6 protein-coding genes and 1 pseudogene are annotated in these 13961 nt (G+C 76.3%); 2 read left to right on the forward strand and 5 right to left on the reverse strand.

Annotated elements, in window-relative coordinates; genetic code table 11:
- Nucleotides 1-343 precede the first annotated feature (343 nt).
- Complete coding sequence (locus AC07AL_RS35010; protein ID WP_363589710.1) at nucleotides 344-541, reverse strand: hypothetical protein; 198 nt, start codon at nucleotides 539-541, stop codon at nucleotides 344-346.
- 408 nt (nucleotides 542-949) lie between these two features.
- Between AC07AL_RS35010 and AC07AL_RS35015 the strand changes: the two are divergent.
- A pseudogene (locus tag AC07AL_RS35015) lies at nucleotides 950-2278 on the forward strand (serine/threonine-protein kinase); the annotation flags it as partial.
- A 781-nt stretch (nucleotides 2279-3059) separates the two neighbouring features.
- Here AC07AL_RS35015 and AC07AL_RS35020 read toward each other — a convergent pair.
- Nucleotides 3060-3872 carry a TrmH family RNA methyltransferase gene (locus AC07AL_RS35020; RefSeq protein WP_363583772.1) on the reverse strand — a complete coding sequence of 271 codons (813 nt, stop codon included), beginning with the start codon at nucleotides 3870-3872 and terminating at the stop codon, nucleotides 3060-3062.
- Between the two features lie 100 nt (nucleotides 3873-3972).
- On the opposite strand from AC07AL_RS35020, the gene AC07AL_RS35025 reads away from it, so the two are divergent.
- Nucleotides 3973-6714 (forward strand): SpoIIE family protein phosphatase, encoded by a 2742-nt coding sequence (locus tag AC07AL_RS35025; protein ID WP_400803645.1) that lies wholly within the window; start codon nucleotides 3973-3975, stop codon nucleotides 6712-6714.
- 84 nt (nucleotides 6715-6798) lie between these two features.
- On the opposite strand, the gene cobA is transcribed toward AC07AL_RS35025, so the two are convergent.
- The 3 genes from cobA to cbiE all read right to left on the reverse strand — a co-directional run bounded on the left by cobA (nucleotide 6799) and on the right by cbiE (nucleotide 13863).
- On the reverse strand, nucleotides 6799-8076 hold the full coding sequence (gene cobA, locus AC07AL_RS35030; protein ID WP_363583776.1) for a uroporphyrinogen-III C-methyltransferase: 1278 nt from the start codon (nucleotides 8074-8076) through the stop codon (nucleotides 6799-6801).
- A gap of 109 nt (nucleotides 8077-8185) precedes the next feature.
- Nucleotides 8186-12061: a nicotinate-nucleotide--dimethylbenzimidazole phosphoribosyltransferase gene (gene cobT, locus AC07AL_RS35035; protein ID WP_478319358.1), complete on the reverse strand. Its 3876-nt coding sequence runs from the start codon at nucleotides 12059-12061 to the stop codon at nucleotides 8186-8188.
- Between the two features lie 536 nt (nucleotides 12062-12597).
- Nucleotides 12598-13863, reverse strand: coding sequence for a precorrin-6y C5,15-methyltransferase (decarboxylating) subunit CbiE (gene cbiE / locus AC07AL_RS35040; protein WP_363583780.1), 1266 nt, complete (start codon nucleotides 13861-13863; stop codon nucleotides 12598-12600).
- Nucleotides 13864-13961: the final 98 nt, after the last annotated feature.

The raw sequence follows: 13961 nt of genomic DNA on the forward strand, positions 1-13961 counted from the left end.
CCCCCCCCCCCCCCCCCCCCCCCCCCCCCCCCCCCCCCCCCCCCCCCCCCCCCCCCCCCCCCCCCCCCCCCCCCCCCCCCCCCCCCCGGCCGTTTGGCGTTGACGACGGCTTCGGGACGGACGACGGCCGCGGGAAAGACGGCTGCGGGAAAAGAGAAGAGCCGCGTACGGTCGCCCTCACCGACGTCCGTACGCGGCGTCTCCGCCTGCCGGGGCGCTCTGCGCGCCACTCACGCCCGTCCGCGTGTCATCGCGGCCGCGCGGCCTCCCCGGCGGCACTGCTCCCCGTCCCCAGGGGATCAGTGCCCGTTCTGTGGCCGACCCCGTCGGGGCCGGCGTGATCTCAGCGGCCGATCAGATCGGCGACGGCCTGGGCCTGGTTCGCCATCTGATCCCAACCGCCGAAGAGCAGCACCAGCAGCACCGCACACGGCAGGGCCATGGCCAGCGCCACGGCCGGGTGCCTGGTGGGCTGCTCGGCCGACCGGGACTGGACGACGGCCGACCGACGGCGGGGGTCTCCCGTGAGCTGCGGTGCCATGCCCTTACTCCTGTGGTCCGGTCGAGTTGGCGCGGTGAACGGCTTACCTCGGGGGACGAGCTCCCCGTCCACCGCTGAACACAACGCTATTGCTCAGGGGGCCGTCCGGGCGTCATGCCGTCGTACTGTTCCTCGGGCATCCCGGAGGATGACGCTCAGACTTCAGGCGTACTACCGCAGGGGGAGGGAGCCTTGGCCGCACCCCCGGGGGAACCCTGAGGGGCAACCCCGAGAAACGCTTCGGCACCCCTATGACCTGCGGGTCAGCGCACGATCCGACAATCACACGGCTGCTTGAGGTGTTGCGTATCAGCACACCGCAGGGGGCAGTCCGTAAGCTGTGCCAGACAGGAACTGACGATGCCCCAACCGACGGGGCCTCACCCACAGGCTGACGGGGAACGAAACATGGCGATGATGCGGCTGAGGCGTGAGGACCCCCGCATCGTCGGGCCGTACCGCCTGCACCGGCGACTGGGCGCCGGCGGCATGGGCGTGGTCTACCTCGGCTCCGACCGCCGCGGACAGCGTGTCGCCCTCAAGCTGATCCGCGCCGAACTCGCCGAGGACCAGGAGTTCCGCACCCGCTTCGCCCGCGAGATCGCCGCCGCCTCCCGCATCCGGGGCGGCTGCACCGCCCGCGTCGTCGGCTCCGACATCGAGGCCGACCGTCCCTGGCTCGCCACCGCGTACGTGCCCGGGCCCTCCCTCTACAAGCAGGTCGGCGACGAAGGGCCGCTGAGCTGGCCCGAGGCCGCCCGGATCGGCGCCGCACTCGCCGACGGGCTGGTCAAGGTGCACGAGGCCGGGGTCGTCCACCGCGACCTCAAGCCCTCCAACATCCTGCTCTCGCCGCGGGGCCCGCGCATCATCGACTTCGGCATCGCCTGGTCGCGCGGCGCCAGCACCCTCACCCACGTCGGCACCGCCGTCGGCTCCCCCGGCTTCCTCGCGCCCGAACAGGTCCGCGGCGCCGCCGTCACCCCCGCCACCGACGTGTTCGCGTTCGGGGCCACCCTCGCCTACGCGCTCACCGGTGACACCCCGTTCGGATCCGGGGCGTCCTCCGAAGTCATGCTCTACCGGGTCGTCCACGAGGAACCCGACCTGTCCGCCGTACCCACGCCGCTGGCACCGCTCATCCGCGCCTGTCTCGCCAAGGAACCCGCCGAACGGCCCGGCGCGGCCGCGCTGCACGAGCGCCTCAGCGAACTCGCGGCGCGCGGGGCGGCAGCCGGAACCGCCACCCGGGCCGCGCGGCCCGGCCACGGGCGGGCGGCGGCACCCGCCCCGGCGGGCCCGGCGGCCCAGCCCGCCCCCGACGGCGCCCGGCACGGTGTGCCCGCGCCCGGGCGCTCCCCCGAACCCGCCGCCCCTGCACGGTCCCGGGCCGCCGCGGCGGCCGCGGTCCGGCGCTCGCAGGCGGCCACCGCCCCGCTCCCCCGGCCCGAGGCCACACCGGTGACCCGCCCGCTGCGGGAGCGACCGCACACCCCGCCCCCCGGCCGGCCCGGCACCCGCGACCGCGGGCACCCCCGGGACCGCCAGCACACCCCCGCCCCCGGCGGGCGGCCCGGCAACGCGCGGCAGCGGCTGCTGCGGCAGCGGCTCGTGGTCTTCGTCACCGTGACGCTCGGCGTCGCGCTGGCCATCGCGGCCGCCCAGGGGTGCGAGAACCGCAGCAAGCAGGGCCTGCGGCCCTCCGGCGGGTACACCGCCAGTGCGCCCGCCGCGGGCGGCGCGCAGGCCGTGACGGGGACCTCGGCGGACGGGGCCGCCGCGGCCCAGCCCCCCGCGGCCCAGCCCCCCGCCGCCCAGCCTCCGGCCACCCCGTCCGCCGCGGCTGCGGCCGCACACAGCGGCGCGGGCGACAGCCCGTTGGCGCCCCCGTACGGACCGGGGCCGGTGGTGGACTGGCCCAACCGCAGCTACCCCGACGGGGCCGGCGGGCCCGGCATCGCGCTCCGGGACGGCCGGTCGGTCGGGGCCGGCCCGCAGGTCGTGCTCAGCTCCGTGCTGCCCGCCCGGTACAAGGGCGCCCCGGCAGCGGTCGTCGTCCTGCGGCGGGCCGAGGGCTCGGTGCCGGTCGACCTCGTCCAGCTCTTCTCCTTCACCGGGGACACCCCGGTCGCCGCCACCTCCCGCACCTCGGCGGCCGACCCGCAGGCGACGGCCACCTGGCGGCTCGACGGCGGGACGGTCGTCCGCGAGGAGCGGGTCGCCGCGACCGGCGCGACCACCTCGACCCGCTACACCGTCCGTGCCGACGGCACCCTGGACGAGTCCTGGCCCGGCGCCTCCGGCCCCGCCACCCAGCCCCCGGCCGCCGCTCCGGCTCCGCCCACCGCCGCGGCGGGCTGAGCACGGGAAGGCCGCGGCGCGGGAAGTCGGCCAGGCCGACTTCCCGCTTCCCGCTTCCTGTGTGATGAGAGCTCCCGCCCCCGGGGAGGCGGGGGGCGGGGGGCGGGGGGGGGCTCCTCCGGCGCGAGAGGGGAGGTCGGGCGGGCCGACCTCCCCGTCAGGCGGTGGGGGCGGTGACGGCGTAGAAGGAGACGGCGGCGGCGGCGCCGACGTTGAGGGAGTCGATGCCGTGGGCCATCGGGATGCGGACGGCGTGGTCGGCGGCGGCGAGGGCGGGGCCGGTGAGGCCGTCGCCTTCGGCCCCGAGCATGAGGGCCGCCTTGGGGAGGCGGTGCGGGGCGAGGCCGGCGAGGTCGACGGCGCCGTCGGCGGGGGTGAGGGCCAGGAGGGTGAATCCGGCGGTGCGGACGGTCTCCAGGGCGGCCGGCCAGGGGTCGAGCCGGGCGTAGGGCACCGCGAAGACGGCGCCCATGGAGACCTTCACGGCGCGCCGGTAGAGCGGGTCGGCGCAGTCGGGCGAGAGCAGGACGGCGTCCATGCCGAGGGCCGCGGCGCTGCGGAAGATCGCGCCGAGGTTGGTGTGGTCGACCAGGCCTTCCAGGACGGCGACCCGGCGGGCCCCGACGAGCAGGTCCACGGCCTGCGGCAGCGGCTTGCGCTCCATCGAGGCGAGCGCGCCGCGGTGGACGTGGTAGCCGGTGACGGCTTCGGCGAGCCCCGGCTCGACGACGTGGACGGGGGCGTCCGCCTCGGCGATGACGTCGGCCATCACCTCCAGCCACTTGGAGGTCAGCAGCATCGACCGCATCCGGTAGCCGGCGGCGAGGGCGCGGCGGATGACCTTCTCCCCCTCGGCGATGAACAGGCCTTCGGCGGGTTCGCGCCGGCGGCGCAGTTCGACGTCGGTGAGGCCGGTGTAGTCGCCGAGGCGGGGGTCGGCGGGGTCGGTGATGGCGCTGGGTTCGGACACCCTGCGATCTTGCCAAGGCGGGGCGGGGAAGGCCAAACGGCCCAAGCCGCGGGGCGGGCTGGCCTTGGCCCTGTGCCAGCCATGGTGCAAACATGGCCGTATGGCCCGTTTTCCGGGCCGATCCTGGGCTCCGTCGGCCTCTGGTGCTACTGGTTCCGCCGGCTCCTCCGGTGGGCGCCCAAACGGTCGGCTACAGCTGCCACGCGCGAAGCGGCCGTGGCCCGTGCGAAACCGGTCGGTGGCCGGGCAGGTGTTCGCGCTGCAGGTCCTCGTCGTCCTGCTGCTGGTGGCAGCTGCCGCGGTGGCGCTGGTGGTGCAGTCGCGCACCGACGCCGACCACGAGGCCCGCAACCGGTCGGTGGCGGTCGCGCAGACCTTCGCCAACTCGCCGGGCATCGTCGACGCGCTGCGCTCCCCCGACCCGTCCGCGGTCCTGCAGCCCAAGGCGGAGGCGGCGCGGATGTCGTCGGGCGTCGGCTTCATCGTCGTGCTGAGCGACGACGGCATCCGCTACACCCACCCCGACCCGGCCCTGATCGGCCAGAAGTTCGTCGGCACCTACCTGCCCGCGGTGCACGGGCAGGTGGTGACCGAGCGCGTCACCGACTCGCTCGGCCCACTGGTCCAGGCGGTGGTCCCGGTGTACGCGCCGGACGGCTCGGTGGCCGGGCTGGTCTCGGCGGGCGTCACGGTGCGGAGCGTCAGCAGCGCGAGCGAGCGGCAGCTGCCGGTGGTGCTGGGCGCCGCCGCGGGCGCGGTCGGGCTGGCCACCCTCGGCACGGCGCTGATCAGCCGGCGGCTGCGGCGCCAGACCCACGGGCTGGGCCCGGCCGAGATGACCCGGATGTACGAGCACCACGCGGCCGTGCTGCACGCGGTGCGCGAGGGCGTCATGATCGTCGGCGCGGACGGCCGGCTGCTGCTCTGCAACGACGAGGCGCGGCGGCTGCTGGACCTGCCGCCGGACGCCGAGGGCCGGCCGGTGACCGAGCTGGGCCTGGAGCCCGCGCCCGAGGAACTGCTGACCGCCAACCGTCCGGTGACCGACGAGGTGGTGCTGGCCGGGGAACGGCTGCTGGCGGTGAACGTCCGGCTGACCGACCAGGTGGGCGGCCCGCCGGGCTGCGTCGCCACGCTGCGTGACTCCACCGAGCTGCTGGCGCTGTCCGGCCGGGCCGAGGGCGCGCAGCGGCGGCTGCGGCTGCTGTACGACGCCGGGGTGACGGTGGGCAGCTCGCTGGACGTGACGCGGACGGCGGAGGAGCTGGCGCAGGTCGCGGTGCCCCGGTTCGCGGACTTCGTCACGGTGGACCTGGCGGACCAGGTGCTGACGGGCGAGGAGCCGCCGCCGGGCACCTCGCTGGGGCGGATGCGCCGCGTCGCGCTCGCCGGCATCCGGGACGACGCTCCGTTCTACCCGGTGGACACGGTGCTGGACGTGGTGCCGGCCACCCCGCTGGCCGGGGCGCTGCACAGCGGGGAGTCGGGGCTGGAGGCCCGGCTGGCCCAGGCCCCGGGGTGGCGGGAGCAGGATCCGGAGCGGTCGGCCCGGGTGCTGGCGTACGGGGTGCACTCGATGGTGCGGGTGCCGCTGCGGGCACGCGGGGTGCTGCTGGGAGTGGCCCGGTTCTGGCGGGCGGACCGCTCGGAGCCGTTCGAGGCGGACGACCTGGCGCTGGCCGAGGAACTGGTGGCGCACGCGGCGGTGTGCATCGACAACGCGCGCCGCTACACCCGGGAGCACGCGATGGCGGTGACGCTCCAGCACAGCCTGCTGCCGCGCAACCTGCCGCCGCAGAGCGCGCTGGACGTCGCGCACCGCTACCTGCCGGCCCAAGCCGGGGTGGGCGGCGACTGGTTCGACGTGATCCCGCTGCCGGGCGCGCGGGTGGCCCTGGTCGTCGGGGACGTGGTGGGGCACGGCCTGCACGCGGCGGCGACGATGGGCCGGCTGCGGACGGCGATCCACAACTTCTCGACGCTGGACCTGCCGCCGGACGAGCTGCTGGGGCACCTGGACGACCTGGTGAACCGAATCGACCAGGACGAGGCCGGGAGCGGCGAGGGCGCGGCCCTGACCGGGGCGACCTGCCTGTACGCGATCTACGACCCGGTGGCGCGGCGGTGCACGCTGGCCAGCGCCGGGCATCCGCCGCCCGCCGTGGTGGGCCCGGACGGGCGGGTGGTGTTCCCGGAGCTGGCGACCGGGCCGCCGCTGGGGCTGGCGGTGCTGCCGTTCGAGAACGTCGAGCTGGACCTCGCCGAGGGCAGCCGTCTGGTGCTGTACACCGACGGGCTGGTGGAGGACCGCGAGCGCGACATCGGTGAGGGGCTGGAACTGCTGCGGGCGGCGCTGACCGGGCCGCCGCGCACGCCGGAGCAGACCTGTGCGGACGTGCTCGGGGCGATGCTGCCGGAGCGTCCGCTGGACGACATCGCGCTGCTGGTGGCGCGGACCAGGGTGCTGGCGCCGGACCAGGTCGCGGAGTGGGAGGTGCCGCCCGAACCGGCGGCGGTGGGCGCCGTCCGGGCCGAGGTGGCGGAGCGGCTGGCGGCCTGGGGGCTGGACGAGGCGGCGTTCGTCACCGAGCTGATCCTGAGCGAGCTGGTGACCAACGCCATCCGTTACGGCACCGGGCCGATCCGGGTGCGGCTGCTGCGGGACCGGGCGCTGATCTGCGAGGTGTCGGACGGCAGCAGCACCTCGCCGCACCTGCGGTACGCGGCGACCACCGACGAGGGCGGGCGCGGGCTGTTCCTGGTCGCGCAGTTCGCGGACCGCTGGGGGACGCGCTACACGGCGACGGGGAAGGTGATCTGGACGGAGCAGCCGCTGGAGTAGCCGCCCGGAGCGGCCGGCCGACGGGGGAAGTCGGATGGGAATCGGAGTGGGAAGTCGACGGGTCCGACTTCCCACTCCGGGCGCTCAGCGCGGGAAGGCGGCCGCCAGGACGTTGACGACGTCGCCGACCACGATCACGGCCGGCGGCTTGATCCGCTCGGCCTCGACGGTCGCGGCGACGGTGGCCAGGGTGGCGTCCACCCGGCGCTGGGCGGCGGTGGTGCCCTCCTGGACGATCGCGACCGGGGTGTCGCCCGGGCGGCCGTGCTCGACGAGCTTCGCGGCGATCGCGCCGATCTTGTCCACGGCCATCAGCAGCACCAGGGTGCCGCGCATCTTCGCGGCGGCCTCCCAGTTGGTGAGCGAGCGCTCGTCGTCCGGGCCGACGTGACCGGAGATCACGGTGAACTCGTGCGTCATGCCCCGATGGGTGACCGGGACGCCGACCGCCGCCGGGACACTGATCGAGCTGGAGATGCCCGGGACGACGGTGACCGGCAGTCCGGCCTCGGCGCAGGCGAGCAGCTCCTCGCCGCCGCGCCCGAAGACGTACGGGTCGCCGCCCTTGAGCCGGACCACGAACTTGCCGGCCCTGGCGTGCTCGATCAGCGTCCGGTTGATCGCCTCCTGGGCCATGAACCGGCCGTAGGGGATCTTGGACGCGTCGATGACCTCGACGTGCTCGGGCAGTTCGGCGAGCAGTTCGCGCGGGGCGAGACGGTCGGCGACCACCACGTCGGCGTCGGCCAGCAGGCGGCGGCCGCGCACGGTGATCAGGTCCGGGTCGCCCGGGCCGCCGCCGACCAGGGCGACGCTCCCCTGGCCCGGCTGCCCCGAGGCGCCGCCGACGCCGTGCGCGCGGAACTGGCGGACGGCCAGCGAGCCGTCCCGCAGGCCGTCCACGATGGCGTCGCGCAGAGCGGCGGAGTGGCGCGGGTCACCGGTGAGGACCGCGACGGTGGCACCCGCGTCGCGGCCGCTGGCCGGGGTCCAGGCGGTGGCGGCGGAGGCATCGTCGCTGCGGGCGCAGAACACCCGCTCGCGCTCGGCCTCGGCGCTGACGGCACCGTTGACCGCCGGGTCGTCGGTGGCGACCAGGGCGTACCAGGCGCCGGCCAGGTCGCCGTCCCGGTACGGGCGGGCGTGCCAGGTGAGTTCGCCCGCGTCTGCCATCGCCTGCACGGCCGGGGTGGTGGCCGGCGATATCAGGTGCAGCTCCGCACCGGTGGCGATCAGCGCGGGGAGCCGGCGCTGCGCGACCTGGCCGCCGCCGACCACGACCACGCGGCGGCCGGCGAGCAGCAGGCCGACCGGGTACGGGGTACGGCCTTCGGTGCTGGGGTGCGGGGTGGGCGCGGTCATCGGCGGTGCTCCTGATCGGGGGTGAGGGTCCGGGGTGCGGGTGCGGCGTGACGCCGCTCCGCGGACCGGCGCGCCCTCGGGCCGGTCCGCGGAGTGGTGACGGAGAACGTCAGCCCTTCTCGGTGACCCCGGCGGAGTCGAAGGTGGCTACATCGTGCATCGCCCGGGCCGCGCTCTGCACCAGCGGCAGGGCCAGCAGGGCACCGGTGCCCTCGCCGAGCCGCAGGTCCAGGTCGATCAGCGGACGCAGGCCCAGCTTCGCCAGCGCGGCCTGGTGGCCGGGCTCGGCGGAGCGGTGGCCGGCGATGCAGGCCGCCAGCACCTCGGGGGCGATCGCCTTGGCCGCCAGCGCGGCCGAACCCGCGATGACACCGTCCAGGACCACCGGGGTGCGCAGCGAGGCCGCGCCCAGCAGGAAGCCGGCCAGGGCCGCGTGCTCCAGGCCGCCGACGGCGGCGAGGACGCCGATCGGGTCGGCCGGGTCGGGCCGGTGCAGGGCCAGCGCGGCCCGGATGACCTCGATCTTGCGGGCGTGCGTCTCGTCGTCGATGCCCGTGCCGCGGCCGGTGACCTCGGCCGGGTCGAGGCCGGTGAACACCGAGATCAGGGCGGCCGAGGCGGTGGTGTTGGCGATCCCCATGTCGCCGGTGACCAGTGCCTTGTTGCCGGCCGCGACGAGGTCGCGGGCGGTCTCGATGCCGACCTCGATGGCCTTGAGCGCCTCCTCGCGGGTCATCGCCGGGCCCTGGGTCATGTCGGCGGTGCCGGGCTTGACCTTGCGCGGCAGCAGGCCGGTGGTGCGGCCCTGCTGGATGGCCTCCGGCAGTTCGGCGGCGACGCCGACGTCGACCACGCAGACCTCGGTGCCGATCTGCTTGGCGAAGGAGTTGATCACCGCTCCCCCGGCCAGGAAGTTGCCGACCATCTGGGCGGTCACCTCCTGCGGCCACGGGCTGACGCCCTGCGCGTGCACGCCGTGGTCACCCGCGAAGATCGCCACGCAGGCGGGCTCCGGGATCGGCGGCGGGCACTTGCGGGACAGGCCGCACAGCTGGGCGGAGATGATCTCCAGCATGCCGAGCGAGCCGGCCGGCTTCGTCATCCGCTTCTGCCGGTCCCAGGCCTCGCCGAGCGCCTTGGCGTCCAGCGGGCGGATGCCGCGCAGGGTCTCGGCGAGCAGGCTCTGCGGCTCCTCGCCGGGCAGCGCGCGGTTGCCGTACTGCTCCTCGTGGACCACCCAGGACAGCGGGCGCTTCTTGGCCCAGCCCTGCTGCTCCAGCTCGGGCTCGTCCGGGAAGGAGTCGACGAAGCCGACGCACAGGTAGGCGACGACCTCCAGGTGCTCGGGCAGGCCGAGCTCGCGGACCAGCTCCTCGTCGTCGAAGAAGCTCACCCAGCCGACGCCCAGGCCCTCGGCGCGGGCGGCCAGCCAGAGGTTCTCGACCGCCAGGGCGGCCGAGTACGGGGCCATCTGGGGCTGGGTGTGGCGGCCCAGCGTGTGCCGGCCGCCGCGGGTTCGGTCGGCGGTCACCACGATGTTGACCGGCGTTTCGAGGATGGCCTCGGTCTTGATTTCCTTGAACTGCTTGGCCCGGCCCTTGGGCAGCGAGTCCGCGTACACCTCGCGCTGGCGCTCGGCCAGGGCGTGCATCCGCCGGCGGGTCTTGGCCGAGCGGATCACCACGAAGTCCCAGGGCTGGGAGTAGCCGACGCTGGGGGCGGTGTGGGCGGCCTCCAGGACGCGGATCAGCACCTCGTGCGGGATCGGGTCCGGGCGGAAGCCGTTGCGGATGTCGCGGCGCTCGCGGATCACCTGGTGGACGGCCTCGCGTTCGGCCTGGTCGAAGCCGGGCGCGGCCGGGCCGCGGGGCTCGGCCGGCTCTTCGGCCTGCGGTTCCTCGGCCTGCGCTTCCTCGGCCGGCTGCTCCGCCTGACCCTCCGCCTGGTCCTCCGTCTGCGGCTCCGTCGACTCCTCCGTCAGCGGCTCGGCGGCCTGCTCAGCCGGCTGCTGCTCGGCGGCGGGGGCCTCCGGCGCGGCGGCCTCCTCGGCGACGGCCTCGGCGGCCACGGGCTCGACGGCGGCCGACTCGGCGGTGGGGGCCTGCTCGGCGGACTCTGCGGCCGGGTCGGTGACGGGCTGGGCCTGGTCGTCCGGGGCCGCGGAAGGCTCGACGGCCTGGACGGCCTGGACGGCCTCGGAAACCTCGGCGACCGGCTCGGCGGCGGTCTCGATGGCGGTCTCGGCGGATACGGCAACAGGCTCGGCGGGCTCGCTGACCGGGGTGGCGTCCGCGACCGGCTGCGGCGCGGTCTCCGCTGCGGCGGCCTCGGCCTCAGGCTCGACGACGGGCTCGACCGGGGCCTCGACGGCCTGGTCCACGACCGGCGCGGCCTCCTGCGGCTGCCCGCCCTCGGCGGGCTCGGCAGCGACCTCGGTGGCGGGCTCGGCAACGGCCTCGGCGGGCTCGACGACGGCCTCGACGACGGCCTGGCCGGAGGGCATCTCGCCCGTGCCGGCGGCGGTCTCGGCGACCGCCTCGACGACCGTTTCGACGACGGGCTCGACCACCGCCTCCGGCGCGGGCGCCACGGCCTCGGCGGGCTCACCGGCCTCGACCGCGACCGCGACCACGGCCTCGACGGGCGGGGCGGCCTGGGCGGCCTGTGCCGGCTCCTCGGCCGCTATGGGAGCGGGCTGCTGCGGGGCGGCCTCCTCGGCCACCGGGGCCTGCGCGGCCGCCGCGACCGGAGGCAGACCGTGCGGGGTGGGCGCGGCGAGGAATGCGGAGATGCGCCGCGGCGGGCCGGCCGGGGCGGGGGCCTCGGTCTGTTCCGCGGGCGCGGCCTGCGCGGCGGCCTCGACGGCAACCTCGGCGACGGGCTCGACCGGCGCCTCAGCAGCGGCCTCGACCGGTGCCTCGGCGGGCGCCGTCACCACGGCCCCGGCGACCGGTGTGCCGCCCGGGTCGACGACCGGCCGGCCGGACTCCGCCGGGACCGGCTCGGCCACGGCGGCCTGCGCCGCGTCCACCGCGGCCTCGGCGACGACGGCCTCCGGCAGCTCGACGACCTCGATCACCTCGATCGCCCCGACCGTCTCGACGGCCAGCTGGGCCTCGACCGGGTGCGAAGCCAGCGGCACCTGCTGGAACTCCTGGGCCTCCGTCACGGGAACCGCCGGCGCCGCCGAGGGCGCGGGCGCTGCCGGAACGGCCTGCGGCGCGGCGGCCGGCGCCGGGGCGACGGCCTCGGCCATCGGCAGCCGGCCGACCACCGGGATGCCGTGCGCGGGCGTACCGCCCTGCGACGGGCCGCGGTCGGCGAGCGAGCGCACCGGGACCTGGCCGGTCATCAGCGACGGGTCCGGGATCGGCGGACCGGCGTGCAGCGGGCGGCGCGGCGGCTGAGAAGCCGTCATCGCCTCCGTGGCCTGCGGGTGCGCCGGGGCGGCGTGGAACGGCTGCTGCGCCTGCTCGGCGCCGAGCACCGGCGGCTCCAGCGGCGGCCACGAAGGCTCGACCGGCGTGCCGTCCTGCTGCGGGGCGAGCGGCGTCTGCTCGGTCGGGAGGGGCGCCAGCGGCTCGCCCCAGGAGCCCTGCGGACCGGGCATCAGCAGGACGTCGTCCTCGTCGTCCTGGTCGAGGAAGTGGAAGGCCGGACGCGGGGCGCCCGGGTCGACGCCCCAGCCCTCACCGGGCACACCGGGAGCCGGTGCGCCGGGAGCCGACAGGCCGGGGGCCGGTACGGCGAAGCCGGACGCGCCGAGCGGCTGGCCCTGCGGCGGGATGACTCCCGCGCCGTGGGGCACCGCACCACCGGCCAGGCCGTGGCCCGGCGCCGTCGGGTTCGGGATCATGCCGCCGTCCGTCGCGACGCCTTGCAGGGGTGCAACGCCCGCGACGCCCTCCGGTCCGCCGAGCTGGTCCGGCCCGGCGTTCAGGTGCTCCGGCATTCCCTCGCCCGGGACGTGGCCGCCATCGGTCATTGTCAAACGCTCCTTCCAGGCCGCTGCCGCGCCCTTGGCGACACGATCACCGACCGCAGCGCCCATCCGCACGGGCCGGGCCTGCACCGGCCCGTCCCTCAACCACACGCGGCCGCCGCGCCGAGGCGCTGCGGCCCAAGTCCTTCCGGCGCACTGCGGCACCCCGGCCTGCGCGCCGCCCACACCGGGCGGCGCACCATCTGAAACAACGACAACCCGGAGCAACCGGCACGACCGCACCGGACCCTACGGCATTCTCCAGGTCCGGCACGCGGCCCGTCGAATTGCCCACACTCCGAGCAAAACCGGGTTGCACCACGTCAAAAAGGCGACAAACCGACTGAATCGGGTGGGTCGCCGACCGCCGCAGCCGCCCAGGACGCCACACTACCGGCCCAGCACGGTCACCTCTCGAATCGGTGTCCGGATGCGACCTGGATCACCGCCCGGCCCCACCACGACCCCTCAGCAGCACAGCGCGGGAGCGGAACGCGCCCGGCGGATCGGACCGAATCCACAGGACGCACCCCAGTCCTTCACGCGATCTGCTCACCCCAGAGCAGCAGCACGCCGGTACCGCCCGCCCCCAGAGCCAGCCCGCCACCGGCGCCACCGGCGACCGACAGCGGAGTGGACTGCAGCAGCGCACCGTCCGCCCGGTAGCCGGCCTCGGCGATCGCCCGGTGGATCTGCTCCCCCTCGGCGAGGGTCCGGGGCACCGCGACGAACCGCTCCGGACGGCGGGCCAGCACCGCGCGCACCACGTCGAGGCCGACGGACTCCACCACCGCCACGTCCGGCTCGGGCAGGCCGCCCAGCACCTCGGGGCCCTGCCCGTGCACGGTCTCCACCTCGACGCCGTACCGGCGCGCGTTCACCGCCAGCCGGGCGCAGGCCGAGCGGGACGCCTCGACCGCGACCACGGCGGCGCCGAAGCGGGCCGCCTCCACCGCGAGGGCGCCGCTGCCCGCGCCGACCGACCAGACCAGGTCCCCCGGACGAGCACCCAGACGGGCCAGCACCAGGGCGCGCACGTGCGCGGGGAGCACCTCCGATGCGCCGGGCTCGTCCCCCGCGCGCCCGGCGCCCGCGTAGGCGTCACCGGGGAGCGCCCAGCCGCGATCCGCGCCGGGGAAGCCGACCGGGCGCCCGGCCAGCCAGCCGGCCTCCGTGTCGACCCCGCCGGCCTGGGGACCGCCGTGACCGCCGATCACCAGCACCACGTTGGGGTCGCGCCACACGTGGTCGGCGATCCGGTCGGAGGTGAGGACGGTGACGTCCTCGTCCGGGGTGCCGAGGGCCTCGCAGACCACGAAGGTCCGGTGCACCCCGCGCAGCATGAGGGCCAGTTCGCTCGGACCGGCGCCGGGCGCGGTCAGCACCGCGACCTTGGGGTGGGCCCGGCAGATGTTGGCCGCGCGGCGCAGCCGTCCGCCGTGGGCGCTGACCACCTGGGCGTCCTCCCAGGGCATGCCGGCCCGGGCGAAAGCGGCGGCGACCGAGGAGACCGCGGGCAGGACCTCCAGTTCGAGGCCGTACTCGGGGCGGCGCAGCGCGCGCACGACGCCGAAGAAGCCCGGGTCGCCCTCGGCGACCACGACGGCGGCGCCGCGGTGCTCGGCGATCCGCCGGGCGGCCTGCCGGACGTTGCCGAGGGTGATCCGCTCGGCGGCGTCCGGCACCGGGAGGGCGTTCAGTTGGTAGGGGGCGCCGGCCACCAGGGTCGCTGCGGCGAGGGCCGCGCCGGCGGCCTCGGTCAGCGGCGTGCCGTCCCACCCGATGACCGTGATCCGGTCAGCCATCTGCGGCCGTTCTCCCTCGACTCGGTGCGCGGACCGGCCTGCGACCCGGGGTGTCCCTGTGGTGTCACCCGGTGTGCGACTCGGTGCGCCGACAAACC

This window comes from Kitasatospora sp. NPDC043949 (assembly GCF_056435365.1).

Bases quoted from the DNA above. Each gene is read 5' to 3' on its own strand.
- cobT (WP_478319358.1), bottom strand. From the start codon at position 12,061: ATGACCGATGGCGGCCACGTCCCGGGCGAGGGAATGCCGGAGCACCTG.
- AC07AL_RS35010 (WP_363589710.1), bottom strand. From the start codon at position 541: ATGGCACCGCAGCTCACGGGAGACCCCCGCCGTCGGTCGGCCGTCGTC.
- AC07AL_RS35025 (WP_400803645.1), top strand. From the start codon at position 3,973: ATGGCCCGTTTTCCGGGCCGATCCTGGGCTCCGTCGGCCTCTGGTGCT.
- cobA (WP_363583776.1), bottom strand. From the start codon at position 8,076: ATGACCGCGCCCACCCCGCACCCCAGCACCGAAGGCCGTACCCCGTAC.
- cbiE (WP_363583780.1), bottom strand. From the start codon at position 13,863: ATGGCTGACCGGATCACGGTCATCGGGTGGGACGGCACGCCGCTGACC.